General features: G+C 66.5%; 20 protein-coding genes. 12 read left to right on the top strand and 8 right to left on the bottom strand.

Translation table 11 applies throughout. The annotated features are described in order from the left end of the window. Nucleotides 1-38: 38 nt before the first annotated feature. The 3 genes from MUB46_RS16410 to MUB46_RS16420 all read right to left on the bottom strand — a co-directional run bounded on the left by MUB46_RS16410 (nt 39) and on the right by MUB46_RS16420 (nt 4,754). Nucleotides 39-821, bottom strand: coding sequence for an enoyl-CoA hydratase/isomerase family protein (locus MUB46_RS16410; RefSeq protein ID WP_261617008.1), 783 nt, complete (start codon nt 819-821; stop codon nt 39-41). Between the two features lie 138 nt (nt 822-959). Beyond that, nucleotides 960-3,632, bottom strand: coding sequence for an AsmA family protein (locus MUB46_RS16415; RefSeq protein ID WP_261617009.1), 2,673 nt, complete (start codon nt 3,630-3,632; stop codon nt 960-962). A 189-nt stretch (nt 3,633-3,821) separates the two neighbouring features. Continuing rightward, nucleotides 3,822-4,754 (bottom strand): LysR family transcriptional regulator, encoded by a 933-nt coding sequence (locus tag MUB46_RS16420; RefSeq protein ID WP_261617010.1) that lies wholly within the window; start codon nt 4,752-4,754, stop codon nt 3,822-3,824. A gap of 153 nt (nt 4,755-4,907) precedes the next feature. Here MUB46_RS16420 and MUB46_RS16425 point away from each other — a divergent pair, with 153 nt between their 5' ends. The 7 genes from MUB46_RS16425 (at nt 4,908) to cbbX (ending at nt 12,877) form a co-directional block, all read left to right on the top strand. Beyond that, the gene (locus MUB46_RS16425; RefSeq protein ID WP_261617011.1) at nt 4,908-5,936 is read left to right on the top strand and encodes a class 1 fructose-bisphosphatase; all 1,029 of its coding nucleotides are present in this window, start codon (nt 4,908-4,910) and stop codon (nt 5,934-5,936) included. Between the two features lie 5 nt (nt 5,937-5,941). Next, complete coding sequence (locus MUB46_RS16430) at nt 5,942-6,817, top strand: phosphoribulokinase (RefSeq protein ID WP_261617012.1); 876 nt, start codon at nt 5,942-5,944, stop codon at nt 6,815-6,817. A 75-nt stretch (nt 6,818-6,892) separates the two neighbouring features. Next, complete coding sequence (gene tkt, locus MUB46_RS16435; RefSeq protein ID WP_261617132.1) at nt 6,893-8,860, top strand: transketolase; 1,968 nt, start codon at nt 6,893-6,895, stop codon at nt 8,858-8,860. A 3-nt stretch (nt 8,861-8,863) separates the two neighbouring features. Next, a complete protein-coding gene (gene fba / locus MUB46_RS16440; RefSeq protein WP_261617013.1) occupies nt 8,864-9,943 on the top strand; it encodes a class II fructose-bisphosphate aldolase in 1,080 nt (359 codons plus the stop codon). A 44-nt stretch (nt 9,944-9,987) separates the two neighbouring features. Next, nucleotides 9,988-11,445, top strand: a complete 1,458-nt coding sequence (locus MUB46_RS16445) for a form I ribulose bisphosphate carboxylase large subunit (RefSeq protein ID WP_261617014.1) — start codon at nt 9,988-9,990, stop codon at nt 11,443-11,445. Between the two features lie 35 nt (nt 11,446-11,480). Continuing rightward, complete coding sequence (locus MUB46_RS16450; protein ID WP_261617015.1) at nt 11,481-11,870, top strand: ribulose bisphosphate carboxylase small subunit; 390 nt, start codon at nt 11,481-11,483, stop codon at nt 11,868-11,870. A gap of 20 nt (nt 11,871-11,890) precedes the next feature. Further along, nucleotides 11,891-12,877, top strand: coding sequence for a CbbX protein (cbbX, locus tag MUB46_RS16455; RefSeq protein ID WP_261617016.1), 987 nt, complete (start codon nt 11,891-11,893; stop codon nt 12,875-12,877). Between the two features lie 30 nt (nt 12,878-12,907). Here the strand turns inward: cbbX and MUB46_RS16460 are convergent, their stop codons facing one another. Genes MUB46_RS16460 through MUB46_RS16470 form a run of 3 tightly spaced genes read right to left on the bottom strand, consistent with a single transcriptional unit; the run spans nt 12,908 to nt 17,692 of the window. Then, a complete protein-coding gene (locus MUB46_RS16460; protein WP_261617017.1) occupies nt 12,908-14,071 on the bottom strand; it encodes an osmoprotectant NAGGN system M42 family peptidase in 1,164 nt (387 codons plus the stop codon). A gap of 3 nt (nt 14,072-14,074) precedes the next feature. Then, a complete protein-coding gene (ngg, locus tag MUB46_RS16465; RefSeq protein ID WP_261617018.1) occupies nt 14,075-15,907 on the bottom strand; it encodes an N-acetylglutaminylglutamine synthetase in 1,833 nt (610 codons plus the stop codon). Between the two features lie 9 nt (nt 15,908-15,916). Next, nucleotides 15,917-17,692, bottom strand: coding sequence for an N-acetylglutaminylglutamine amidotransferase (locus tag MUB46_RS16470; RefSeq protein WP_261617019.1), 1,776 nt, complete (start codon nt 17,690-17,692; stop codon nt 15,917-15,919). A 197-nt stretch (nt 17,693-17,889) separates the two neighbouring features. Here MUB46_RS16470 and MUB46_RS16475 point away from each other — a divergent pair, with 197 nt between their 5' ends. Together MUB46_RS16475 and MUB46_RS16480 are read left to right on the top strand one after the other, a co-directional pair. Beyond that, a complete protein-coding gene (locus MUB46_RS16475) occupies nt 17,890-18,393 on the top strand; it encodes a MarR family winged helix-turn-helix transcriptional regulator (RefSeq protein ID WP_261617020.1) in 504 nt (167 codons plus the stop codon). A 366-nt stretch (nt 18,394-18,759) separates the two neighbouring features. Next, a complete protein-coding gene (locus tag MUB46_RS16480; protein WP_261617021.1) occupies nt 18,760-19,695 on the top strand; it encodes a 3-hydroxyacyl-CoA dehydrogenase family protein in 936 nt (311 codons plus the stop codon). Between the two features lie 152 nt (nt 19,696-19,847). On the opposite strand, the gene MUB46_RS16485 is transcribed toward MUB46_RS16480, so the two are convergent. Both MUB46_RS16485 and MUB46_RS16490 read right to left on the bottom strand, forming a co-directional pair. Continuing rightward, complete coding sequence (locus MUB46_RS16485; protein ID WP_261617022.1) at nt 19,848-20,294, bottom strand: L,D-transpeptidase; 447 nt, start codon at nt 20,292-20,294, stop codon at nt 19,848-19,850. Between the two features lie 211 nt (nt 20,295-20,505). Next, nucleotides 20,506-20,985, bottom strand: a complete 480-nt coding sequence (locus MUB46_RS16490; RefSeq protein ID WP_261617023.1) for a MarR family winged helix-turn-helix transcriptional regulator — start codon at nt 20,983-20,985, stop codon at nt 20,506-20,508. Between the two features lie 118 nt (nt 20,986-21,103). Between MUB46_RS16490 and MUB46_RS16495 the strand changes: the two genes are divergently transcribed. The 3 genes from MUB46_RS16495 (at nt 21,104) to MUB46_RS16505 (ending at nt 25,481) form a co-directional block, all read left to right on the top strand. Further along, nucleotides 21,104-22,195 (top strand): substrate-binding domain-containing protein, encoded by a 1,092-nt coding sequence (locus MUB46_RS16495; protein ID WP_261617024.1) that lies wholly within the window; start codon nt 21,104-21,106, stop codon nt 22,193-22,195. Nucleotides 22,196-22,493: 298 nt separating this feature from the next. Next, nucleotides 22,494-24,095, top strand: coding sequence for a flotillin family protein (locus MUB46_RS16500; RefSeq protein WP_261617025.1), 1,602 nt, complete (start codon nt 22,494-22,496; stop codon nt 24,093-24,095). Nucleotides 24,096-24,242: 147 nt separating this feature from the next. After that, a complete protein-coding gene (locus tag MUB46_RS16505) occupies nt 24,243-25,481 on the top strand; it encodes an urea ABC transporter substrate-binding protein (protein ID WP_261617026.1) in 1,239 nt (412 codons plus the stop codon). Nucleotides 25,482-25,653: the final 172 nt, after the last annotated feature.

Raw genomic sequence — 25,653 nt, forward strand, 5'->3', positions numbered from 1 at the left:
CTGCAGTAGCGGCGCCACCTGCAGTATCGGCGCCCATGTCAGCGGCCCTTCCAGTCCGGCTTGCGCTTGGCCAGGAACGCCTCCATGCCTTCGCGGAAGTCCTCGCTCATATAGGCCTCGACGATCAGGTCCTTGTCTTCCGCCTCGGCGCCGAGGACGCGCAGGCGCCGCAGCCCCTCCTTGATCGTACGCATCGTAAGCGGCGCGTGGCCGGCAAGTTGCGCGGTCAGTTCGTCGACGCGCGCGAGCAGGGCGGAGTAGTCCGACACCACCTCTGTGACGAGGCCGATCGCTAGCGCGTCCTCGGCGCCGATCAGCTTGGCGGTGAAGATCGCCTCCTTGACCCGGCCGATGCCGATCAGCGCGGCCATGCGCGACAGGTTGTCGATAGACAGCGTGTTGCCGAGCGTGCGGGCGATCGGAAAGCCGAACTTCATGTCGGCGGTGGCGATCCGCAGGTCGCAGGCCGCCGCGATGCCGGCGCCGCCGCCGGTGCACGCGCCCGAGATCGCCGCGACGGTCGGGACCGGGCAGGTCTCTATCTGGTGGAAGACCCGGCTCATGCGGTGCTCGTAGTCGAGGGCGTCCTGCTCGCTGGAGAAATCGCGGAACTGGCGCATGTCGGTGCCCGCCGCAAACGCCTTCTCGCCGGCGCCGATTACGACGATCGACTTGACCGAGCCGTCGTCGGGAATCGACGAGCAGATCTCCGCCAGCCCCTCGTACATGGCGAAGGTCAGGGCGTTGCGCGCCTGAGGCCTATTCAGCGTGACCCAGCCCGTGGTGCCGCGGACCTCGTAGAGAAGCTCGTCTGTTGCCATTGTACTCATTCTTCGAAATTCACCCGCTGCGTGACCAGAACATGCCGACTATTGGTGCATATCAGAACCGTGCTGGAAAGCACCCTGGCAACGGGTAGATTCACCTTTGCCGTGGGTTTGACACCGAAAGGCGTCCGCTCAGCATGCGCCGGAGGAAGAATGCGATTTCGGGTCGGCCCTGTCGACGCCGAGCAGGGTGCCGAGCGTATTCAGCGGGAGGGCCAGCGTCTCGGCGATGGCCCGCCCCGCGACCCCGCCGCCCTCGATCACCACTTTCGGTGCCGACAGCGGACCGCGGATCGCGAATGGCGAGACGATCGGGATCAGGTTGTCGACGCGGGCCCTGGGTTTCGCTTCAATGTCGATCGTGTCGTCCTTGAAGTCGATCGGGCCGGTCGCCGTGACGATGACGTCGTCGGTTTCGATGACTCCCGACTTCAGCGTCGCCAGGCCGGGATTGAAGTCGACCTTGGCCGAGAAGCAATCGATGCGTGACATGCCCGTCTTTGCCGAGGGCGCGAACAGCCAGGACGGCAGCACCAGCCCCGACAGGTCGATCAGCCGATTGGCGATGGTCCCGTCGGCGAGCCGGATCGTGACGCCGCCCCTGGCCTCCCGGATTGCCGTTTGCACGGATGAGCCGGAAGACGACACGTCGAACGCCGCCTCCAGGAGGCCCTCGATCGGCAGGTCGATCTCGAGTTCCTGCAGGGCCTTGCCGACCGGCCACCCGTCTATCCGTCCGGTCGCGCTGAACGGCCGGCTGGGCTCGCGCACCTTCATATGGCCGTCGAAGCCGAAATGGCCGTCGTCGAAGCGAAGCGCGAACGACTTCGCCGTCACCAGACCCTCGTCATAGAGCAGCCGGCCCGACACACTGCTGACCGCGTCGCCGCTGGCACCCTGGATCTTGCCCGCGTTGACGGCGACGTCGAAGCGCGGTCGGGCGCCGGTGGCGCCAGTCGCCGGGGTATTCCCCGGAGTATTCGCGGGTGTATTGTCCGGGCCGCCCGCCGGCTCCGTGTGCGCCTTATTGTCCTTGCGCAGCTGCTGGAACGCCGTCCCGATCCCCACCAGCCGCCAGACATCGGCGACATGCAGGGTCGGTGTCGAGATGTCGCCGCCGATGAGCGGGCGCCCGTCTTCCGGTTTGACGGAAAGGTCGCCGGTCAGCGCGGTCTTGCCGAAGTGCAGGTTGCCGTCGATGTCGCCGCTGTCATCGCTCAGGGCGATCTGGCCCTTGAAGGCGATCGCGCCGACGGCCTCCGGCGACAGGCCGATCGCCTTGGCAAGCGGCACGTAATCCGGCACGTCGAGCGTCAGCGCGAACCGTCCCGTCTGTGTCGGCCGGCTCTGGTCGGCGCTGAGCTCGAGGCTGGCGGTGGCGAGGCTGGAGCCGGCGAGGCTCGCGGTCAGCCGGTCGACGCCGGCCGCCCCGCTCGCGTCGGATACCGCGAAGGCGCCGGTCAGCTTGCCGAGCGCCGCCGGGTCGGCCGCCGCGATGCCGAGCAACTCGGCGGTCGGAATGGCGATGTCGCCGGACAGGTTGAAATCGGCGAGCTGCAGCAGGTCGCCGATCCGGCCGGACAGGTCGAATGTCGGTGCGTCGGCGGGGCCGGCAAGCACATGCAGGCCCTCGACCGAAAGCCGGCCCGCCTTGTCGCGGCGGATGGCGCCTGCGCTGATCGGACCGAGGCGTGGAATCGCGTCGGCGAAGAGGTTGGTGGTGATCCACCCGTCCTGCATTGCCAGCGCCGAGAGATCGCCCGTCAACCGCCCCGTGATGGCGTGGACTTCGAAGCTGAGCAGGCCGGCCTCATCGACGCCGCCGGTGGCGTCTTGCGGCCATTCGGCTTCGACGATCACGTCGAAGCCCTTTCGCTCCTCGAGGTTGTCGATCGTGCCGCGTGCTTCGAAGGTCGGTCCGTCGGCAAGTGCCAGCGTCGCTTTCAGGTCACGCAGGGCCGACACGCCGGCGCTGGTGTCGATACTGCCGGCAAGCGTGGCGGTTCCTTCCACGGTCCGGGCGATCTTCAACGTATCGAGCAGGTCGCCTATCGAGGTGACGTCGGCGCTGACGGCGGTCTTGCGCAGCGATGCGGTGACGTTGCCTGGAACGATGCTGCGGATCGAGATGCTGCCGCCCGGCCCCGTCACGGTAAGGGTGAACCCATCGCCCAGCGACCGGTTCCCGGCAACGAGCGGCCGGACTTCGACATCGGCCTTGACGGGCGCGCCGTTGACCGTGCCCGAAGCCGTGATGGTGGACGGCGTCCCCGGTTCGCCCCTGGCGGTCGCGAAGGTCGCAAGGGCGATGTCGAAGTCCCAGCCCGACACGGGGTTTAGGTAGTGGTAGCTGACATCCGAGACGGCGATGTCGGCCGTCTTGGCGAGCCGCACCGCACCGGGCACCAGGCCGAACCAGCGATCGGAGATGCTGACGTCCGATGGAGCGTCCGGATCGAAACCGACCAGGGTGCTGTTGCGAGCGAGCGAAACGCCGTGCAGCCGCAGCGCCCTGAGGTTGAGCGTGCCGCCCAGCAGCGCATCGAGGCCGAGCCCGATCGCGCCTTTCGCGATCGTGTCGACTTCGCCGGCAGGGGCCCCCTCCGGCCGTTCGACGCGGATCTTCGAACCGGAGACGACGAGGGTCGAACCCCAGTCGAAGGTCACGGGGCCCTCGATCGTGACAGGCGCGCCGAGGCTTGCCGACAGCAGCTTTTCGATCGCAGCCGCGCGCAGCGGCGCGAAGAGCCCGACCGTGCCGAAGAGAAACGCGACAATGGCCAGCAGCAGGACGAGGCCGATCACCCCGGAGACGATCCGTGCGAACGTGCGCGCTCCCGACCGGCGATCGGATCTATGTCTTTGCGAAGCCTGCATCAGTACTTTGCCGTTTCGAATCGAGGATGCCCATTGGACCACGTAATCGTGGCGCGCTCACGGCCTATCCGCGCGCCTTGCGAAAGGGCGGTTGCGGCGATCGGCATTGCTGGTTCGCTACTCGGTGGCTGGCCTCTCGAGTTGCGGCAGGAAGCCGGCGCCGGACCCGGCGAGGAAATCCCACAAGGCCTGAGCGGCGGGAGACAGCCGCTTCTCTGCCAGCCGGACGACATACCATTGCCGGATGATCGGCAGGCCCACCACGTCGAGGACCGCGAGCCTGCCATCGGCGACCTCGGTGGAGACGGTATGGGCGGAGATCAGCGCGATCCCGAGCCCGGCGATGACCGCCTGCTTGATGGTCTCGTTTGAGCCCATCTCTGCGCCCTTTCGCGGCGTGATGCCGGCGGTCTCCAGAAGCCGCTCCATCAGGAGCCGCGTTCCCGAACCGCTTTCGCGCACGAGGAAGGTCTCCGCGGCGAGCGCCGCCATGGCGATGGCGCGTCTGCCGGCGAGCGGATGATCGGGCGGGGCGATGATCACGTGCGGGTGTGGGCCGATGATCGTCTGCTCCACCTCGATATCGCGCGGTGGGCGCCCCATCACGGCGAAGTCGGCCTGCAGGTCGGCCATTGCCTCGATCGTCTCGCCGCGGTTCCCGACGATCAGCTGCATCTCGACGGTCGGATGCTTTTTCAGGAACGCGGCCAGCGCCTGCGGCGCGAAATACTTCGCGGTGCTGACGACGCCGACCCGAACCGTGCCGCGCTCGATGCCGCGCATCGCGTCGAGCCGTTCGTCGCAATCGGCGATGGCAAGCTCGATCAGGGCGGCGGCATGCAGCAGTTCGCGGCCGGCGTCCGTCGGCCGGAAGCCGTCCGCCCCCCGTTCCAGCAGCGGCATTCCGGCCAGTTGCTCCAGCTGCTTCAGCTGAAGCGAAACGGCGGATGGTGTCAGGCCGAGTTCCTGCCCGGCAGCGGTGACGCTACCCGTCCGTGCGGTTGCCTCGAAGCCGCGCAGTTGCCGGATGGTGACGTGATGCAGGCTCATTTCAAATTTTCTCAATGAGATCCAAAGTTATTCGAAATTTACTTCATATTCAATATCTCTAATGTGTCCCCGGCGGCGAAGACCGCGCGGCCGAAAACCCCGAGGAACACCCGAGAAACGTCGGAAAACGGGGCAAGGCAGGGAGACACCGGGATGCAGGCCCGACAAAGCCTCGAAAGCCACTTGGACGACTGGGCGGCGGACGACCCGCGGCGCGTCGCGATCGCCGACACCCTGAAGGCGGTGGCGTTCGCGGCCACGGCGCTGTCGGAGCTGATCGGCCGCGGCCCGCTGGCCGGCAGCCTGGCGGCCGAGGTCGGCGGCAATGCCGGCGGCGATGTCCAGAAGTTCCTCGACGTGCGCGCCGACGAGCTGTTCGCCGATGCCTTCAGGACAGCGCCGGTCGCCCTCGTCTGTTCCGAGGAATGCGACCAGGCCGTGGCGCTCAACGACGGCGCCCCGCTCGCCGTCGCCATCGACCCGCTCGACGGCTCCTCCAACATCGACACCAATGTCTCGATCGGCACGATCGTCTCGGTCTTCCCGGCCCCCGCCGACGGCAAGACCCTGCCGCAGGGCCGCGAACAGCTCGCCGCCTGTTTCGTGATCTACGGGCCGCAGACCGCGATGGTGTTCACGGTCGGCGGCGGCACCCATGCCGCTACCCTCGACCGTGCCACTGGCCGGTTCATCGTCACCGCGACCAGAATCAAGATCCCCAAGGGCCGGCGCGAATACGCCATCAACGCCTCGAACTACCGGTTCTGGGATCCGGCGGTGCAGGCCTATATCGACGACTGCATCGCCGGCGCCGAGGGGCCGCGCGGCGAGAACTTCAACATGCGCTGGATCGCCTCGCTGGTCGCCGAGGCCTATCGCGTGCTGCAGCGCGGCGGCATCTTCCTGTATCCGCGCGATGCCCGCCCCGGCTATCAGGAAGGCCGGCTCCGCCTCGTCTACGAAGCCAATCCGATCGCCTTCATCATCGAGCAGGCCGGCGGCGGCGCCACCGACGGCATCGATCGCATCATGACCATCCAGCCCAGAAGCGTGCACCAGCGCACGCCGCTGGTGTTCGGCGCCAGGGACAAGGTCGAGAACGTCGTCCGCTATCATACCGAGCCGCCGGCCGCCGGCGAGACGTCGCCGCTGTTCGGCCGGCGCGGCCTGTTCCGGGTCTGATCGCCATGTCCCAGAAGCACCCCATCATCTCGGTCACTGGCTCCTCCGGCGCGGGCACCTCGACGGTCAAGCACACCTTCGACCAGATCTTCCGGCGCGAGGGCGTCAATGCGGTCTCCATCGAGGGCGACGCCTTCCACCGCTTCAACCGCGATCAGATGCGTGCCGAGCTCAAGGCCCGCGTGGCCAAGGGCGACCACACCTTCAGCCACTTCAGCTACGACGCCAACGAGCTGAAGCAGCTCGAAGCCGCCTTCCGCGAATACGCGGAGACCGGCAACGGGTGCACCCGCACCTATGTCCACGACGAGGCCGAGGCGGAGGTCTGGGGCGCGAAGCCGGGCACGTTCACCGACTGGCGCCGCTTCGAGGACGGCTCCGACGTGCTGTTCTACGAGGGCCTGCACGGCGCGGTCCTGACCGACGACGTCAGGATCGCGGACTATGCCGACCTCAAGATCGGCGTCGTGCCGGTCATCAATCTCGAGTGGATCCAGAAGATCCATCGCGACAAGGCCTCGCGCGGCTACACCACCGAGGCCGTCACCGACGTGATCCTCAGGCGCATGCACGACTACGTGCACTGCATCTGCCCGCAGTTCACCAACACCGACATCAACTTCCAGCGCGTGCCGACGGTCGACACCTCGAACCCGTTCGTCGCCCGCTGGATCCCGACGCCGGACGAGTCGATGGTCGTCATCCGCTTCAAGGACCCGCGCGGCATCGATTTCTCCTACCTGGTGTCGATGATCCACGACTCCTTCATGAGCCGGGCGAACTCCATCGTCATTCCCGGCAACAAGCTCGATCTCGCCATGCAGCTCATCCTGACGCCGATGATCCAGCGTCTCGTCGAGCGCCGCCGACGCATCCTGTAGGGGGAAGAGAGTATGCCGACCGCGTTGCAGCCCGTTGCCGTCGAGACCGCGCCCTTGGCCGTCGACGACCGCCTGATGGCCAATGCCATTCGCGCCTTGTCGATGGATGCGGTCGAAAAGGCGAAGTCGGGCCATCCCGGCATGCCGATGGGCATGGCCGACGTCGCCACCGTGCTGTTCACGCGGTTTCTGAAGTTCGATCCCGCCGACCCGTCCTGGCCCGATCGCGACCGCTTCGTGCTGTCGGCCGGCCACGGCTCGATGCTGCTCTATTCGCTGCTCTACCTGACCGGCTACGACGGGGTGACGCTCGACGAGCTGAAGACTTTCCGCCAGCTCGGCTCGAAGACCGCCGGCCACCCCGAATATGGTCATTGCCCGGGGGTGGAGACGACGACCGGACCGCTCGGCCAGGGCATCGCCAACGCGGTCGGCATGGCGCTCGCCGAACGGATGCTCAACGCCCGCTTCGGCGACGCGCTCGTCAACCACTTCACCTATGTCGTCGCCGGCGATGGCTGCCTCATGGAAGGCCTGAGCCACGAGGCGATCGATCTCGCGGGGCACCTGAGGCTCAATCGCCTGATCGTGCTGTTCGACGACAACGGCATCTCGATCGACGGCGATACGTCGCTGGCGACCTCCACCGATCAGCTTGCCCGTTTCGCCGCCGCCGGCTGGGACGTGACCCGGGTCGACGGCCACGACCCCGAGGCGGTCGCCGCGGCGATCCAGGCGGCGAAACTGACCGGCACGCCCTCGCTGATCGCCTGCCGGACCGTGATCGGCTACGGCGCCCCGACCAAGCAGGGCACCGAGGCGACCCATGGCGCGCCCCTCGGCGCGGACGAGGTCGCAGGCGCCCGCGCGGCGCTCGGCTGGTCCCATGCGCCCTTCGAGATCCCCACCGAAATTCTGGCGGCCTGGCGCTCGGCCGGATCGCGCGGCGCCGACGCGCATCTGTCCTGGGAACGGCGCCTGCAATCCGCCGACCCGGATACCCGCCAGGCCTTCCTCGACGGCCAGCGCGGCACGCCGGGCCTCGGCCTGGACACGGCCCTGGCCAACCTGAAGGCCAGCTTCGCCGCCGAGGCGCCGAAAATCGCCACGCGGCAGGCCTCGCAAAAGGTCATCGACCAGATCGCGCCGGTCCTGCCGGCCCTGATCGGCGGTTCGGCCGATCTGACCGGATCCAATCTCACCAAGGCCAGGAGCCAGGAAACGGTGACGGCCGACAAATTCGCCGGCGGCTACATCCACTACGGCGTGCGCGAGCACGTCATGGGCGCGGCGATGAACGGCATCGCCCTGCACGGCGGGTTCATCCCCTACGGCGGCACTTTCCTCGTCTTCACCGACTATTGCCGCCCGTCGATCCGGCTTTCCGCGCTGATGGGCCAGCGGGTGATCTACGTGATGACCCACGACTCGATCGGCCTCGGCGAGGATGGTCCGACGCACCAGCCGGTCGAGCATCTGGCGGGCCTGCGCGCCATGCCGAACGTCAACGTGTTCCGCCCGGCGGACGCCATGGAGACGGTCGAGGCCTGGGCCTGCGCGCTCGCCGACACCGACACGCCGAGCGTCTTGTGCCTGAGCCGCCAGGGCCTGCCGGCGCTGCGCCGCGAGGCGGGCGACGACAATCCCGTCGCTAGGGGCGCCTATGTGGTCTCTGGCGATGTCGAAAGGCGCGACGTCACGCTGCTCGCCACCGGCTCGGAAGTCGCGCTGGCCGTCGAGGCCGCTGCAAAGCTGGGGGACGAGGGCATCGCCGCCACCGTTGTGTCGATGCCGTGCTGGGAACTCTTCAGGGTCCAGCCCGAGGCCTATCGCACCCAGGTTCTCGGCACCGCCCCGCGCATCGCGGTGGAAGCCGCCATCGAGACCGGATGGGAGCGCTGGATCGGCGAGACCGGCCGCTTTGTCGGCATGACCGGCTTCGGCGCCTCCGCGCCGGCCGGCGACCTCTACGCCCATTTCGGCATCACGGTCGCGGCAATCGTCGCCGCCGCCAAAGAGATCCGCACTTCGAAGGGAGAGTGACCCATGGCCCGTATCACACTGCGCCAGCTGCTCGATCACGCCGCCGAACATGGCTACGGCGTCCCGGCCTTCAACATCAACAACATGGAGCAGGGTCTCGCCATCATGGAGGCGGCCGACGCGGTCGATGCCCCCGTCATCATCCAGGCCAGTAGGGGCGCGCGGTCCTACGCCAACGACATCATGCTGGCGAAGATGATCGACGCCCTCGCCGAGATGTATCCCCACATCCCGCTGTGCATGCATCAGGACCACGGCAATTCCGAAGCCACCTGCCTGTCGGCGATCAGACACGGCTTCACCTCGGTGATGATGGACGGCTCGCTGGAAGCCGACGGCAAGATGCCGGCGAGCTACGACTACAACCTCGACGTCACCCGCCGCGTCGCCGACATGGCCCACTGGGTCGGCGCATCGGTCGAGGGCGAGCTGGGCGTCCTGGGCTCGCTGGAAAGCGGCCAGGGCGAGGCCGAGGACGGCCACGGTGCCGAGGGCGCGCTCAGCCACGACCAGCTTCTGACCGACCCCGACCAGGCGGTCGACTTCGTGTCGCGCACCAAGGTCGACGCCCTGGCGATCGCGATGGGCACCTCGCACGGCGCCTACAAGTTTACCCGCAAGCCGGACGGCGAGATCCTCGCCATGCACGTGGTCGAGGCGATCCACGAGAAGCTGCCCGACATCCATCTCGTCATGCACGGTTCCTCCTCGGTGCCGCAGGACCTGCAGGACATCTTCAACGAATACGGCGGCGAGATGCCCCAGACCTGGGGCGTGCCGGTGGAGGAGATCGTGCGCGGCATCCGGTTCGGCGTGCGCAAGGTCAACATCGACACCGACTGTCGTCTCGCCATGACCGGCATGTTCCGCAAGGTGGCGAGCGAGAACAAAGCGGAGTTCGACCCGCGCAAGTTCCTCAAGCCGGCGATGGACGCCATGCGCGACCTCTGCCGCGCGCGCTTCGAGCAGTTCGGCACCGCCGGCAACGCCTCGAAGATCAAGGTGATCCCCATGGCCGAAATGGCCAGGCGCTACGAGAGCGGCGCCCTCGACCCGCGCATCGCCGCGCAGCGCGCGGCCTGACCGTCGAGGGGCAATCGCAACGGTTTCACGAAGGGAGCCCGGCAATGGACACGAAGACCAAGGAAATCAAAGGCAAGGAACGCTACAAGGCCGGTGTGCTGAAATACGCCCAGATGGGCTACTGGGACGGCGACTACGAGCCCAAGGACACCGACGTCATCGCGCTGTTCCGCATCACCCCGCAGGAAGGGGTCGATCCGATCGAGGCGGCCGCGGCCGTCGCCGGCGAAAGCTCCACCGCCACCTGGACGGTGGTCTGGACCGACCGCCTGACCGCCTGCGACAGCTACCGCGCCAAGGCCTACAGGGTCGAGCCGGTGCCCGGCACGCCGGGCCAGTATTTCTGCTACGTCGCCTACGACCTCATCCTCTTCGAGGAAGGCTCGATCGCCAACCTGACGGCCTCGATCATCGGCAACGTGTTCTCGTTCAAGCCGCTGATGGCGGCCAGGCTCGAGGACATGCGCTTCCCCGTCGCCTACGTGAAGACCTTCAAGGGGCCGCCGACCGGCATCGTCGTCGAGCGCGAGCGCCTCGACAAGTTCGGCAAGCCGCTCCTGGGCGCGACCACCAAGCCGAAGCTCGGCCTGTCGGGCAAGAACTACGGCCGCGTGGTCTACGAGGGCCTCAAGGGCGGCCTCGACTTCATGAAGGACGACGAGAACATCAACTCGCAGCCCTTCATGCACTGGCGCGACCGCTTCCTCTACTGCATGGAGGCCGTCAACCGTGCGTCCGCCGAGACCGGCGAGGTGAAGGGGCACTATCTCAACATCACCGCGGGAACGATGGAGGAGATGTACCGGCGCGCCGAGCTGGCGAAGGAGCTGGGCTCGGTCATCGTCATGGTCGATCTCATCATCGGCTGGACGGCGATCCAGTCGATCTCCGAGTGGTGCCGGCAGAACGACATGATCCTGCACATGCACCGCGCCGGCCACGGCACCTATACCCGCCAGAAGAACCACGGCATTTCGTTTCGCGTCATCGCCAAGTGGCTTCGGCTCGCCGGCGTCGACCACCTGCATTGCGGAACGGCGGTCGGCAAGCTCGAGGGCGATCCGCTGACCGTGCAGGGCTACTACAACGTTTGCCGCGAGACGAAGAACCGTGTGGATCTGCCGCGCGGCATCTTCTTCGAGCAGGACTGGGCGGATCTGCACAAGGTCATGCCGGTCGCCTCCGGCGGCATCCACGCCGGCCAGATGCACCAGTTGCTGGACCTGTTCGGCGACGACGTGGTGCTGCAGTTCGGCGGCGGCACCATCGGTCACCCGATGGGCATCCAGGCCGGGGCCACCGCGAACCGGGTGGCGCTGGAAGCCATGGTTCTGGCCCGCAACGAGGGCCGCGACATCGCCACCGAAGGGCCGGAGATCCTGCGCGCCGCCGCCAGGTGGTGCAAGCCGCTCGAGGCCGCGCTCGAGACCTGGGGCAACATCACCTTCAACTACACCTCCACCGACACTTCGGACTTCGTGCCGACGCCGGCGGTGGCCTGAGCCGCGAACGCGGACAGGAGCAAGGAGACAGGACGATGCGCGTAACCCAAGGCTGCTTTTCCTTCCTGCCCGACCTGACCGACGAGCAGATCGTCGCCCAGGTCGAGTACTGCCTGAACAACGGCTGGGCCATCGGCGTCGAGCACACCGACGATCCGCACCCCCGGAACACCTACTGGGAGATGTGGGGCAACCCGATGTTCGATCTGCGCGACGCCGCCGGCGTGATGATGGAGCTGGAGGCCTGCCGCAAGGCCAATCCGGACAGCTACATCCGGCTCAACGCCTTCGATTCGACGCGTGGCTTCGAGACCGTGCGGATGTCTTTCATCGTCAACCGGCCCAAGGTCGAGCCGACTTTCGCCATGACCCGTACCGACGTCGCCGGCCGCACGATGCACTACGCGTTGCGGGCGCGCACCTGAACCGGCGGGAGGCGCGAGCGATGTCGAACCATCTTGCCGACGCGCTGGCCGGCCACAGGGCCGGCGAGGGGAACGAGGCGCAGGCCCCCGCTGCCGAGCCCGCGCAGGCGCCGGCCACCAGCGTCGATCTCGCCGCCGATTATCGCGAATCCGGTGTCGGCGAGATCCTGGAGGAACTCGACCGGGATCTGGTCGGCCTGAAGCCGGTCAAGCAGCGCATCCGCGAGATCGCCGCCCTGCTGCTCGTCGAGCGCGCGCGCAAGCGCATGGGTCTCGTCCACGAGACGCCGACCCTGCACATGAGCTTCACCGGCAATCCCGGCACCGGCAAGACGACGGTGGCGCTGCGGATGGCCGATCTGCTGCACCGCCTCGGCTACGTCCGCAAGGGCCATCTCGTCTCGGTGACCCGCGACGATCTCGTCGGCCAGTATATCGGCCACACCGCGCCCAAGACCAAGGAGGTCCTTAAGAAGGCGATGGGCGGCGTGCTGTTCATCGACGAGGCCTACTATCTCTACCGGCCCGACAACGAGCGCGACTACGGCCAGGAGGCCATCGAGATCCTGCTGCAGGTTATGGAGAATCAGCGCGACGACCTCGTCGTCATCCTCGCCGGTTATGCCGACCGGATGGACAGGTTCTTCGCCAGCAATCCCGGCTTCCGCTCACGCATCGCCCATCACATCGACTTCCCCGACTACTCCAACGAGGAGCTGTTCCGGATCGCCGAGACGCTGCTCGCCGACCAGAACTACCACCTCGCCCCGGCGGCGAAGGAGGTGATGTCGCGATACATCGAGCTGCGCCGGCACCAGCCGCATTTCGCCAACGCGCGCTCGATCCGCAACGCGCTCGACCGCGCGCGCCTGCGCCAGGCCAACCGGATCTTCGAGGCCGCCGACGGGCCGGTGACGGCCGAGCAGCTCTGCACGATCGCCGCCGAGGACATTTCCGTGAGCCGCGTGTTCCAGATCGGCGCCGGCGACGCGGACCACCACCCTTAGCGGTAGTGCGCGTCGGTGCGTCCCGTGTCGCTATGAATCCAGCAGTTTGTTCGCCGCTTTCGGCGACAGCCGCTGCTTGGCGTCCTCGGTCGGCTGCCTGGTGAAGCCTTTCGCATCGGCCGTTTCCTCGAAATCGCGTTTGATCGCGACCGGGCTCGACACGTAGGCGGTCACCAGTTCGGCGAGCGACCGCAACGCGTGCATGTGGATGCGCTCGTAGCCGTGCGAAGCGTCGACGCCGAAGGTGATGAGCGCGGTGCGGACATCGGCACCGGCTTCGATGGCGCTCGCCGAATCCGACCGGTAGTAGCGGAACACGTCCTTCTGGAAGCGGATGTCGTTGGTCCGGCACAGCTCCACGAGCTTCTTGGTGAGGTGATAGTCGAACGGGCCGGTCTGATCGGCCATGGCGATGGTCACGCCGAACTCGGCTGAATTCTGACCCGGTGCCGTCGTGCCGTTGTCGACGGTAACCATGGAGGCGATGTCGGAGGTGAGGATCGACGACGCGCCGACGCCGACCTCTTCGGCGATCGTGAACAGCCAGTGGATGTCTACAGGCGTGTCCGTATCCTCGTCCTGCAGCGCCTTCAGGGCGGCAAGCATCACCGCCACGCCGGCCTTGTTGTCGAGGTGGCGCGAGACGATGAAACCGTTGTCGAGGAATTCCGGTTGCGGGTCGATCGCGACGATGTCGCCGACGTCGATGCGGAGCTTTTCCAGATCGGCCGCGTCGCGGGCGAGCGCGTCGACGCGCATCTCCACGTAGTCCCAGCCGACCGGCATCTTGTCGACCTGGTCGTTGTAGGTGTGGCCCGAAGCCTTGAGCGGCAGAATGGTGCCGCGGTAGCCGCCCTTCTCGGCGAACACGGTCGCCCGTGCGCCCTCGGCGAAGCGGGCCGACCAGTGTCCGATCGGAACGACCGCGAGGCGGCCGTTCTCCTTCAACGCTTTCACCTGGGCGCCGAGCGTATCGAGATGGGAGACGATGGCCCGTGCGCCCTGCTGCTTCCGGCCTGGCCGGATCGCGCGGATGGCACCGCGCCGGGTCATCTCGACGTCGAGCCCGAGCTTTTCCAGTTCCGTGGATACGAACCGGACGACCGGATCGGTGTATCCCGTCGGGCTGGGGATATCGAGAAGTTGCTTCAGGATTTCGGAGATGTAGTCCGCGTCGATCGCTAGCCGTGACATCGATCAGCCTCTGAGGTCCGCGCTGTCGGCGACTGCCTGGCGGACACTTGCCGGCATCGACAGCGGAAAGAGAAGATCCACGAACCGTTCGGCCGTCGGCTGCGGTTCGTGGTTGGCGAGACCCGGTCGTTCGTTCGCCTCGATGAAGGCGTAGTCCGGCTCCTGCGGCGACTTGACCATGAGGTCGATGCCGACAACCGGGATGTTAATGGCGCGGGCCGCCTTGACCCCGGCGCCCACCAGGGTCGGGTGGACGGAATCGGTCACGTCGTGGATCGTCCCGCCGGTATGGAGGTTCGCCGTCTTGCGGACCTGGAGCTCTTCGCCCTCCGGAAGCACGGCCTCGACCTCGTATCCGGCCTCGCGGATGGTGCGCTCGGTTTCCGCGTCGAGCGGGATCGCGGACTCTCCGCCGGTCGCGGCCGCACGGCGGCGGCTCTGCGCCTCGATCAGATCACGGATCGCGCGCCGGCCGTCTCCCACCACGAAGGCCGGGCGCCGCACGGCGGCGGCGACAAGCCGGTAGTTGATGACGATCAGGCGAAGGTCGTTTCCGGCGACATATTCCTCGAGCAGCACCGCGTCCGACACGGAGCGGGCTGTTTCGATGGCCGCGGTCACGTCCTCCGGCGTCGACAGGCCGACGGCGATGCCGCGTCCCTGTTCGCCGCGGGCCGGCTTCACGACCACCTTTCCGTGCCGGTCGAGAAAGGTCTCGATCGCGTTGTCGCCGTCGTCGGCGGAGATCTGCTCGGGCACGCGCACGCCGGCTGCCGCGACGAAGCGCCGGGTGACGGCCTTGTCGTCGCAGATCGACATGGCGACGGCTGAGGTCAGCTCCGTCAGGCTCTCGCGGCAATGGATCGACCGGCCGCCATGCGACAGCCGGAAGAAGCCGCCCTCGGCATCGGTGACCTCGACATGAATGCCGCGCCGGCGCGCTTCCTTGACGATGATCTTGGCATAGGGGTTGAGATCGCTGTCGACATCGGGGCCGGCGTAGAGCGTCTCGTTGATCGGGTTCTTGCGCTTGACCGTGAAAAACGGCACGCGCTCGAAACCGAGCTTTTCGTAGAGCGCGATCGCCTGATCGTTGTCGTGCATGACCGACAGGTCGAGGAAGGACGAGCCGCGCGCGGCGAAGTACTCCGCGAGCCGGCGCACCAGCGCCTCGCCGACGCCGGGCTGGCGTGCCTGGGGATCCACGGCCAGGCACCAGAGCGACGCGCCGCGCTCGGGGTCATCGAAGGCGCGGTAGTGATCGACCCCCATGACCGTGCCGAGGATTTCGCCCGTTACATCGTCCTCGGCGACGAAATAGGAGATCGACCGGGCGTCGCGCTGTGTCCAGAAGAATTCCGGGGGCACGGTCACCATGCCGCGCGACGCGTAGATCCGGTTGATTGCCTCGGCGTCCGACTGCGACGTCAGCCGGCGGACGAAGAAGCCCTTCGGCGAGCGGCGCGACGCGCGATAGGTCGCCAGGGTGAGCCGAAAGGTGTGCGAGGGGTCGAGAAAGACATCCTGTGGCGCGTTCGAGAGCAGGACGTGCGGGTCGCGCACATAGATCGCGATGTCGCGCCGGTCGGGAAGCTCGGCCTGCAGCGTCGTGATCAGCGTCTCCGGATCGGCGAAGGTCTGGCCGAAGATCAGGCGTCCCCAGCCGCAGTTCAGCGAGTAGTCCGGCTTCGCATGGGGCTGGTCGTCGCCTTGGTCTATCGGCGGTTTCAGACTCTGATCCCGCATCCGCCTGAGACGGTGCGTGTAGGCGTCTCGGTTGCCGTGCTCCCGCCCGCCGCGGTGGGGCGACGCGTCGCGTTGCTTGCGGTCAGACATGGTCCACCTTCAGATGCCGTGAGACTGAAGCCACATTTCCAGTAACGCCACTTGCCACAGTTCCGATCCCTGCAAAGGCGTAATGTGTTCCGTCGGCTCCGTGAACAGGCTCTCCAGGTACTCCCCCCGGAACATACCGCGTTCACGGGCGGCCTGCGACCCGAGGGCGTCACGAACGAGATCGAGATAGGGGCCGTCGATGTACTTTAGCTGAGGGACGGGGAAGTAGCCCTTCTTGCGATCGATCACCTCGCTCGGCACGACCAGTCGTGCGGCGTCCTTCAGAACGCCCTTGCCGTTATCCGCAAGCTTGAAATCGGGCGGGATCGTCGCGGCGAGCTCCACCAGTTCGTGGTCGAGGAACGGCACGCGCGCTTCCAGGCCCCAGGCCATCGTCATGTTGTCGACCCGCTTGACCGGATCGTCGACGAGCATGACCTGGCTGTCGAGCCGCAGCGCCCGGTCGACCGGCGTCGCCGCGCCCGGCCGCATCAGGTGCTCGGCGACGAGCTCGCGGCTGACGTCGGTATCGGCGATCCAGCCGTCGGCGAGCTGGGTTCTGAGCGTCTCGTGGCTGCGGTCGAAGAACACCCTGGCGTAGTCGGAGACGACATCATTGGAGCTGGCCAGAGGCGGATACCAGTGATAGCCGCCGAATATCTCGTCCGCGCCCTGGCCGGACTGCACGACCTTGATGTGCTTGGAGACTTCGCGGCTGAGCAGGTAGAAGCCGATATTGTCGTAGGACACCATCGGCTCCGACATGGCGTGGATCGTCTCGGGCAGCGCCGCCATCAGGTCGGACGACGGCACGAAGATCTTGTGGTGGTCGGTCGAGAAGGTCTTGGCGATCAGGTCGGAATAGACGAACTCGTCGCCCTTCTCGCCCTTGGCTTCCTCGAAGCCGATCGAGAACGTCGACAGCCCGGTCTGGCCTTCCTCGGCGAGCAGTCCGACGATAACGCTGGAATCGACGCCGCCGGACAGCAGTACTCCGACGGGCACGTCGGCGACCATGCGCCGGCGGACGGCGGTGCGTAGCGCCTCCAGCACCCGGTCGCGCCATTCCTCCCGGCTGACGTTGCCTTCGCCGGGTATGCGGTCATAGGGCGGTGCCCAGTAGATGCGGTCCTGCGTCTCCCCGTCGGGCGTGATGCGCCGTATCGTCGCCGGCGGCAGTTTGCGCACGCCCTTCAGGATCGTGCGCGGCGGCGGCACGACGGCGTGGAAGGTCATGTAGGTGTGCAGGGCCGCGAGGTCGATCGCGGTGTCGACGTCCCCTGCTTCGAGCAGGGCCGGCAGCGTGGAGGCGAAGCGCAGCGACTTGTCTGTCTCGGCGTAGTAGAGCGGCTTGATGCCGAACCGGTCGCGCGCAAGCGTCACGATGCCGGTGTCGCGCTCCACGATGGCGAAGGCGAACATGCCGTGGAAACGCTCGACGCAGGCCTCGCCCCAGGCATGGAAGGCCTTGAGGATCACTTCCGTGTCGCCGTGCGAGAAGAACCGGTAGCCTTTGGCCTCGAGCTCGGCGCGCAGTTCCGGGTAGTTATAGATACAGCCGTTGAAGACGATGGTGAGGCCGAGGTCGGGATCGGTCATCGGCTGACCGGCCTTGTTGGACAGGTCGATGATCTTCAGCCGCCGGTGTCCGAAGGCGACGGGCCCCTGCGCTATGACGCCGCTGCCGTCCGGCCCGCGTGGCGCCAGGGCCTCCGTCATGCGCGACACCGCGTTGGCGTCGGCGAATGTCCCGTCAAAGCGAATTTCTCCGGCGATTCCACACATCCCAGGCAGTTGTCTCCGTCATTGGCAGGTTGGTATCCGACCGTCGGCGGCACGTGCCGCCCGGCGGAAAACAACCGGCTGAAAAACAAAGCGCGGGGTGTTCCCGCGCTGACGACGCGACACTATGTAATGCAAAATCATTTGAAATCAAATTATTCGTTCTGTAACGGTTTCGTTGCCACGGATGGAGAAGCAGGTTGAGCGAGAAACGCCCGGTTGAGCATGACGGCGCGGCCAAGGTGATGAAGTCGATCCGGCGCATCGTGCGCGCCATCGATATGCGCTCGAAGAGGGTCGCGCGGGAAACGGGGCTCACCATCCCGCAGATCGTCATCCTGCAGGCGGTACGGGAACTGGGCGAGGTGACAACGGCGGCGTTGTCGAAACATGCCGATCTCAGTGCGGCCACCACCGTGACCATTCTCGACAAGCTGGAGAGCCGGGGACTGGTGACGCGTCGGCGCAGTGCCACCGACCGGCGCATTGTTCACACGGCACTGACCGACGATGGCGACCGCATTCTCGCCGATGCACCGCCGCTGTTCAGCGAAGGATTCAGCCGGCGCTTCGCGGCCCTGTCCCGTGCCGATCAGGACACCGTGGTCGCGGCGTTCCATACCGTCGCCGATCTGCTCGATCCCGGCCCGATTGACGTCGACGTCGAGGCCGAGGAAGCACGGACGGTCCCGCTCCGTAGCTGACATCGGGTAGGTCTCGGCGATACGGCCTCGATCGTGATCCGCGGCAAGGTACGGCCGTGGGTTGGCAAACAGGACCGGATCCGCCCCATGCCGACTTGGCCGTTCGCCAACCCTCGCGGACTGCCGGCGATATCGGTGGTTTCCACGCGGACAGCGGGCTGCCCCCTTCAAGACACGATTTTATGGTTTCGGGCAGGAAGCAGGAACGCCACGGCGTCCTTGTCATGACACGAAGCCTGCCAGTTCCGATGCGTTCTACGCCTGTTCGCCGGGCCTCACCCAAGAGGAGACGCTTGATCGAATGGCGGGTAGAGATAGTCGGTGTCGACGGCGGCTATACGGCCAAACGAAAAGAATGGCGAGGCCATGACGACGAAACCGAAGATAAGCGTTGTTGGCGCCGGCCTGACGGGGCACGGCATAGCCTACCTGTTCGCCCGTGCCGGTCATCCGGTTGCCGTTTACGAGCCCGAGCCCGCAGTTCTGCGCACGCTGCCCGCGCGGCTGGAGGCGATCGCCGACCTCTTCGGCGACCATCGCGGGGTAGCGCGCCGGGTCGAGGCGGCAACGGATCTCGCCTTCTGCGTCGGCAATGCCGGTCTCGTCGTCGAGGCTGGGCCCGAGACCGTGCCGCTCAAGCAGGCTTTGTTCGCGGAACTGGAACGTATCACGCCGGCGGATGCGATCCTCGCATCGAACACCTCGGCCATACCGATCTCCGTCATAGCCGAGACGGTCAGGGACAAAGCTCGTGTGGTCGGGACCCATTTCTGGAACCCGCCGCATCTCGTGCCGCTGGTCGAGGTGGTGCAGATCGCCGATGAGAACCTGCCGGCGGTCGAATGGGTGATCGGCCTCCTGCGTGCGGCCGGCCGGCATCCGGTGCATGTGCGCAAGGATATTCCCGGCTTCATCGGAAACCGCCTGCAGCATGCGTTGAAACGCGAGGCGATCGCGATGGTCGCCGCGGGTGTTTGTGACGCCGAGACGATCGACGATGTGGTCAAGTTCGGCTTCGGCAGTCGCATGGGGGTGCTCGGTCCGATGGAGCAATCCGATCTCGTCGGCCTCGACCTTACGCGCAACATCCATGAAACGCTGATGCCGTCCCTCGACAACACGCCGCACCCCCATCCCTACCTCGTCCGCAAGGTCGAGGAAGGAAAACTCGGCATGAAGACGGGGGAGGGGTTCCGGAAATGGACGCCGGAAACCGCGGAGGCGGTCCACAAGCGCCTGCGCGACACCCTGGTGGCGATCGCGCGGGCCCGGAAAGAGAGGACGGAATCCGGAGGCGGGTGAGCCGTATCGCCGACGCGAGGCCCGACCGCGCGCCACGCCAATCCGGCATGGGCTGCCCGCGCCCACCGGGCAAGGAAGCCGCCCTAACCGATGCTTTCCGGGGCTATCTGTCGACCGTTCTGCTCGGCGCCTCGAACGCTCGGCCGAACCGGTCAGCGCACGACGGTGATCAGCGTGCTGCCCGGACCATGCCTCAGGACGAGGTCGAAAAGCGTCCGGGCGTGCTGGGGATCGAGCCGGACGCAGCCATGGGAGACGGGGCGACCGAGATTACGGGTCTCGTATGTGCCGTGGATGGCGTAGCCGCCATAGAAGAAGATCGAGTACGGCATCGGCGACCCGTTGTAGCGGGTGGAATACCAGGTGCGTTCGAGCCGTTTCGGGCGAAAGTGCCCGGTCGGCGTCCGGTATCCGCGTCGCGCCGTCGAGACCTTCCACGTGTAGGCCGGCCTGCCGCCGACGCTCACATGCATCCGCTGTTCGGAAATGTCGATGCGCACCGACACGCTGCCTGCGGCTGCGGGCTCTGCCGCAAGGATCGTGAGTGCGACAGCGACGACCGGGAAGAGACAGGCCGTCCATTTGCGAACCACTGACATCGCGGTCGGTCCGGCTGGCTAAGTGCACCTCGAACAACGCAATTCGACCAGAATTTTGTCATGAAATCCCAGAGATTTACAAGGGATAGAATGGTGCCGGTCGGTCACGTGTGATCGAGCGCGGTGCGCCCGAGGCCTGAGGCCTGAGACCTGAGACTAAGCCACCGTTTCCTGCCGGGTGGAGCGGGTTGGAGCCCGCCCCGGTCGTCCCCTAGACACTTTCCGCCTTGTCGGCGCCTGCGACGGTGGCGTTTTCCAGGAGCGCTTCGATCGCCTTCGCGTTGGTTGGACCGATCAGCGCACGCATTTCGGTCTCGTGCGTTTTGACCTTGCGCGACAGCTCTTCGAGTTGGGCGCTGCCGCGATCGGTAAGGTAGACGAGCACGCGGCGCTGATCGTTTTCGTCCGGGGCCCGGTGGACGAGTCCGTTGGCGACCATCCGGTCGATCATCTTGGTCAGCGCAGGGTGATTCATCAGAACGGTCGTGGCGAGTTCGCCCATCGAGCGCCCCTTCCGGTCGCGCAGCGCGTAGAGAACGCGCCACTGTTCGACCGAAACACCGGCTTTCTGCATGCTGTCCTCAAGGCGGTTATGCAGGAACCGGTGAATTCTGGCCACCAGATACGTCAGATTGTCCGCGCGCATTTTCCCTAGCCGTTTCCTCGATACGCCGGGCTGGATACCCGGCACGACCCATCGAATTGCGTCCGAATAGGTTTGCTCATAACATGCTTAAATCGGAAAATGAAATAGGCCGCTAGCCGCACTTTTCCAGGGCGGCTCGGGGGCGACAAAAAGCAGGGGCTGCATGGAAAAGTTAGCCCTTCGAACCGAGGGGGTGACCGCGCGCTCCGGAAGAGCGGAACGCGGTGAACAGGTGATCGCGGTTCTCGCGCCGATGAGCGGATCGGCCGGGATCTGGGGGCCGTCCTGCATTTCGTGCGCACAGATCGCGGTGGCGGAGGTCAACGAGGAGGGCGGCATCGCCGGCTCGCGGCTGGTGCCCTATTTCCTCGATTCCGATGACGGAAACGTGAGCGCGCTGGAAGCCGAGATCGCCGCCCTGATCCAGGAAAAGGCGATCGCGGCGATTGTCGGCATGAATGTCAGCTCGGTGCGCCAGCGCCTCAACAAGATCGTCGCCGGCCGCATACCCTATGTCTACACGCCGCTCTACGAGGGCAACGAGCATTCCCCCAACGTCTTCGCCATCGGCGAGACGCCCGCCGACCAGCTCGAGCCGGCGATCCGTCACCTGACCGAGACGCTGAAGGTGCGGAACTGGGCGCTGATCGGCAACGATTATGTCTGGCCGCGCTCCTCCCACGCGGTTGCGCGAAAGCGCATCGGCGAATGCGGCGGCGCGGTGGTTTTCGACGGATACGTCCCGTTCGGCCTGAAGAACGCCGAGTGGCTGGCGGAAAGGATCGCCCGGGCAAAACCGGACATCGTGCTGGTTTCGCTGGTCGGCCAGGACGCGGTGGAGTTCAACCGGGCCTTCGGGGCCATGGATCTGGACCGCAGGATGTTCCGCCTGTCGACCGCCGTCGACGAGAACGTGCTGCTGGCCACCGGTGAGGAGAACACCAAACGGCTCTTCGTGGCGTCGGGCTACTTCTCCGCGCTGAAGACCGACCCGAACGAGGCCTTCAAGGAGCGCTACTGCGCCAGCCACAACACCCATCCGCCGGTTCTCAACGCCCTCGGCCAGTCGCTCTACGAAGGCGTTCATTTCTATGCGGAAATGCGGGCCAACCAGGTCCGCGGCCGCGGTCCGGGGCCGATCCGCTACCGTAGCGCCCGCTCAGGCACCTACCTCTCCAACGACCGCAAGGACCTGACGATCTACCTCTCCCGCGCCGACGGCCACCAGTTCGCCATCCTCGGCGAGCTCGCCTGAGCGAAGTCTCGCCCGGAACTGGAAACAGTCGTCTCTCGCGTCGGTTCGGTCGCCGCCCGGTCGTCCGCCGTCGGCTTCCGTTTACCGCCCCGCCATCGCCTCTCCCTGCCCGCGTCGTGTGCAGTGGCGTATGCAACGTGCCCACGAATAATGCTTGAATTGGAAAATAAATCACGCTAGTCGTTTTCCAATTCAAATAAATCCACCGGGCCCGGCCCCTCCCGAACGGGGCGCCCGGAAGGATGCCCGACCTGAACCGATGCCGTACCCGGTCGGGTCGCGAAACGTGGAGGCTGGGGTGGTCTGGTTCCTTTCGCTCGTCGTCCTGATCGTCGTGATCGCGATCGTCATAGCGATCCTGAACCGGTTCTACGTGAAGTCGTCACGCGATACCGCGCTGATCCGCACGGGCGCCGGCGGCCGCCGCATCGTCATCGACGGCGGTGCCATGGCCTGGCCGTTCCTGCACAAGGTCGACCGCATGAACATGCGCGCGATGCGTCTCACCATCGAGCGCGCCGGCGCGCAGGCGCTGATCACCGCCGACCGGCTCCGCGTCGACATGGCGCTGGAGTTCCACGTCCGCGTCCAGCCGAGCGAGGAGGGCATCGCGCGGGCCGCCCAGGCGCTGGGCGCCAAGGCCTTCCGCGAGGACGAGATGCAGGCGCTGCTCGCCCCCAATCTCGTCGACGCGGTGCAGGCCGAGGTCGCGGTGCGCACCATGGACGGGCTGCACGAGGACCGCAGCGGCTTCGTCGCCGCCGTCGCCGAGCGGCTCGCCGGCAAGCTCGACAGTTCCGGCCTGATGGTCGATTCGGTCTCCCTGGTCCGGCTCGATCAGACGCCGTTTTCCGCGCTCGACGATTCCAACGCCTTCAACGCGGTCGGCATGCGCCGCCTCGCCGAGGTGATCTCCGAGAACCGCCGGGCGCGCATCGACATCGAGACCGAGACCGACATCGCCATCCGCAAGCGCCAGCTCGAAGGCGTTCGCGAGCGGCTCGCCATCGAGCGCCAGCAGGAGGAGACAGAGATCGCCAAGCGCCTCGACGTCGAGCAGCGCAAGCTCCACGCCGATGCCGAGATCGAGACGGCGCGGGCCGCCTCCAACCGCGTCTCGGAGGAAGCGCGCATCGAGCGCGAACGCGAGATCAAGCAGGCCGAGATCGAACGCGACCTGCACCTGCGCAAACGCGAGATGGAGGCGTTGACCGAGGTCGAGACCCGCAAGCTCGACAACGCCATCCTCGTTGCCGCCAAGCGCGCCGAGGAAACTCTGCAGCAGGCCAAGACCGAGTCCGCCCGCGGTAAGGTGATCGAGGCGCAGGAAACCGTGCAGACCGCAAAGGATATCGCCGCCGCCGAACGTGCCCGCAAGCTCGCCCTCGTCAAGGCCGCCCAGGAGGCGGAGGTCGACGACAGGCGGGTCAAGTCGCAGGTCTCCTCGCTGCTCTCGGTGGCCAAGGCCGAGGGCCAGGCGGCCGCCGTCCGCGGCGACGGCGAGCGCGACCGCCTGGTCGCCGAGGCGGTCGGCCGTCGCGCCCAGATCGAGGCCGAGAACCAGCAGTCCGAAGCCGTGCTCGCCGCCCGCCTGGAGATGCACAAACTCGACCGCCTGCCCGAGATCACCGCGCAGATGATGAAGCCGGTCGAGAAGATCGACTCGATCCGCATCAACCAGATCGCGGGACTGGGCAACGGCTCCGGCGGCGGTCAGGGCGCGACATCGCCGTTCAACCAGGCGCTCGAATCGATCCTCGGCATGTCTGTGCAGCTGCCGCTGATGAAGAAGATCGGCGACGAGATCGGCCTCGAGTTCGATCCGCAGATCGGCGGCCGCACCGCCGATGCCGCGGGGCGGGCGACCGCAGCGCAGCGCGTCGCCAAGAAAGACGACTGACGATGCATCGGGTCGAACCGGACAGACACGTTCCGTCTCCCACTCGTCCCCGCTTGCGCGGGAACGGGTGCCGGAGCGGTGGCCCGGGCGCATCAGCGCAGCAGGGGACTATTCCAACGAACATCTGGACCAGCAGGGAGAACTGGAATGACTAGCATCAACAGGCGTTCGGTGCTCAAGGGGGGCGTCGTCCTGACGGTAGGTGCGCTGGCGGCACCCTCGATCGGCGGCCGCGCGCTGGCGGCGGACACGATCAAGCTCGGCTCGATCCTCGATACATCGGGCATCTTCGATGCCTACGGCAAGCCGATGGACATGGCCATGCGGCTCGCGGTCGACCAGATCAACGCGGCCGGCGGCCTCAACGGGCAGCAGATCGAGGTCGTGTCCTACGACACCCAGTCGGACATGGCGCTCTACACCCAGTACGCCCAGCAGCTGACCCGCAAGGACAAGACCGACGTCGTCCACGGCGGCATCCTGTCGGCCTCGCGCGAGGCGATCCGCCAGATCCTGCGCAAGGCCAAGATGCCGTATTTCTACAACGTGCTCTACGAGGGCGGCGTCTGCGACCGCAACATCGTCGTGACGGGCGTCACGCCGGCCCAGCAGGTGGAGGTGCTGGTTCCCGCCGCGATCAAGAAATGGGGCCCGAAGGTCTACATCCTGGCGGCCGACTACAATTACGGCCAGATCACCGCGCGCTGGATGGAGAAATACGCCAAGGATGCCGGTGGCGAGGCCGTCTCGACCGATTTCTTCCCGCTCGACGTCGCCGACTTCGGCTCGGCCATCGCCAAGATCCAGCAGGCCGCGCCCGACGTGATCCTGTCGGCGCTGGTTGGCGGCAACCATCTGTCGTTCTACCGCCAGTGGGCGGCCTCCGGCATGAAGGACAAGATCCCGCTGGCCTCGACGACGCTGGGCGTCGGCAACGAGCACAAGGTGCTGACCCCGGAGGAAGGCAACGGCATCCTGGTCGCCTACAACTACGCCCCGGCGATCGAGACGCCCGAGAACCAGGCCTTCCAGAAGGCGTGGACCGATAAGTACGGCGACACCAGCCTGATCCACGAGATCGCCGTCTCCAACTACCAGGGCATCCAGGTCTGGGCCGAGGCGGTCCGCCAGGGCGGGGGAACCGGATCCGAGGCGATCACCTCGGCGATCGAGGGCGGGCTCTCCATCGTCGGGCCCGGCGGCAAGGTGACGATCGATCCCAAGACCCATCACGCGACCCTCGACGTCCATTTGATGGAGTTCGAGAACCAGCAGATGAAGGTCCTGGAGAACTTCGACCAGCGCCCGCCGATCGACACCCAGGCAGTGTGCGATCTGCAGGCAAATCCGGACGACAACACCCAGTACGAGATCAAGATCGACTGATCGCGATCGGCGGGGCGGGGCTTTTTGGCCCGCCCCGTACCGGTGCCGTCGCCAGCGCCCCGGGGCCGGTCGGCCAGTCCCGATCGAGCAGGCCCGGTTGGGCTGGGCGTCGGAACGGAAGAGGTTCGCCCGGAAGCGGGCCCGATTTGGATGGAGACCCGACGCTGGATGG

Origin of the sequence: Microbaculum marinisediminis, from assembly GCF_025397915.1 — a bacterium.
In the GTDB taxonomy this organism is placed as follows: Bacteria; Pseudomonadota; Alphaproteobacteria; order Rhizobiales; family Tepidamorphaceae; genus Microbaculum; species Microbaculum marinisediminis.

Excerpts from the sequence above, each read along its gene's own strand:
- MUB46_RS16460 (WP_261617017.1), bottom strand. The coding sequence starts at position 14,071 with ATGTCACGGCTAGCGATCGACGCGGACTACATCTCCGAAATCCTGAAG.
- ngg (WP_261617018.1), bottom strand. The coding sequence starts at position 15,907 with ATGTCTGACCGCAAGCAACGCGACGCGTCGCCCCACCGCGGCGGGCGG.
- MUB46_RS16410 (WP_261617008.1), bottom strand. The coding sequence starts at position 821 with ATGGCAACAGACGAGCTTCTCTACGAGGTCCGCGGCACCACGGGCTGG.
- MUB46_RS16450 (WP_261617015.1), top strand. The coding sequence starts at position 11,481 with ATGCGCGTAACCCAAGGCTGCTTTTCCTTCCTGCCCGACCTGACCGAC.
- tkt (WP_261617132.1), top strand. The coding sequence starts at position 6,893 with ATGGCCAATGCCATTCGCGCCTTGTCGATGGATGCGGTCGAAAAGGCG.
- MUB46_RS16430 (WP_261617012.1), top strand. The coding sequence starts at position 5,942 with ATGTCCCAGAAGCACCCCATCATCTCGGTCACTGGCTCCTCCGGCGCG.
- MUB46_RS16480 (WP_261617021.1), top strand. The coding sequence starts at position 18,760 with ATGACGACGAAACCGAAGATAAGCGTTGTTGGCGCCGGCCTGACGGGG.
- cbbX (WP_261617016.1), top strand. The coding sequence starts at position 11,891 with ATGTCGAACCATCTTGCCGACGCGCTGGCCGGCCACAGGGCCGGCGAG.
- MUB46_RS16485 (WP_261617022.1), bottom strand. The coding sequence starts at position 20,294 with ATGTCAGTGGTTCGCAAATGGACGGCCTGTCTCTTCCCGGTCGTCGCT.
- MUB46_RS16505 (WP_261617026.1), top strand. The coding sequence starts at position 24,243 with ATGACTAGCATCAACAGGCGTTCGGTGCTCAAGGGGGGCGTCGTCCTG.
- MUB46_RS16470 (WP_261617019.1), bottom strand. The coding sequence starts at position 17,692 with ATGTGTGGAATCGCCGGAGAAATTCGCTTTGACGGGACATTCGCCGAC.
- MUB46_RS16445 (WP_261617014.1), top strand. The coding sequence starts at position 9,988 with ATGGACACGAAGACCAAGGAAATCAAAGGCAAGGAACGCTACAAGGCC.
- MUB46_RS16420 (WP_261617010.1), bottom strand. The coding sequence starts at position 4,754 with ATGAGCCTGCATCACGTCACCATCCGGCAACTGCGCGGCTTCGAGGCA.
- fba (WP_261617013.1), top strand. The coding sequence starts at position 8,864 with ATGGCCCGTATCACACTGCGCCAGCTGCTCGATCACGCCGCCGAACAT.
- MUB46_RS16425 (WP_261617011.1), top strand. The coding sequence starts at position 4,908 with ATGCAGGCCCGACAAAGCCTCGAAAGCCACTTGGACGACTGGGCGGCG.
- MUB46_RS16495 (WP_261617024.1), top strand. The coding sequence starts at position 21,104 with ATGGAAAAGTTAGCCCTTCGAACCGAGGGGGTGACCGCGCGCTCCGGA.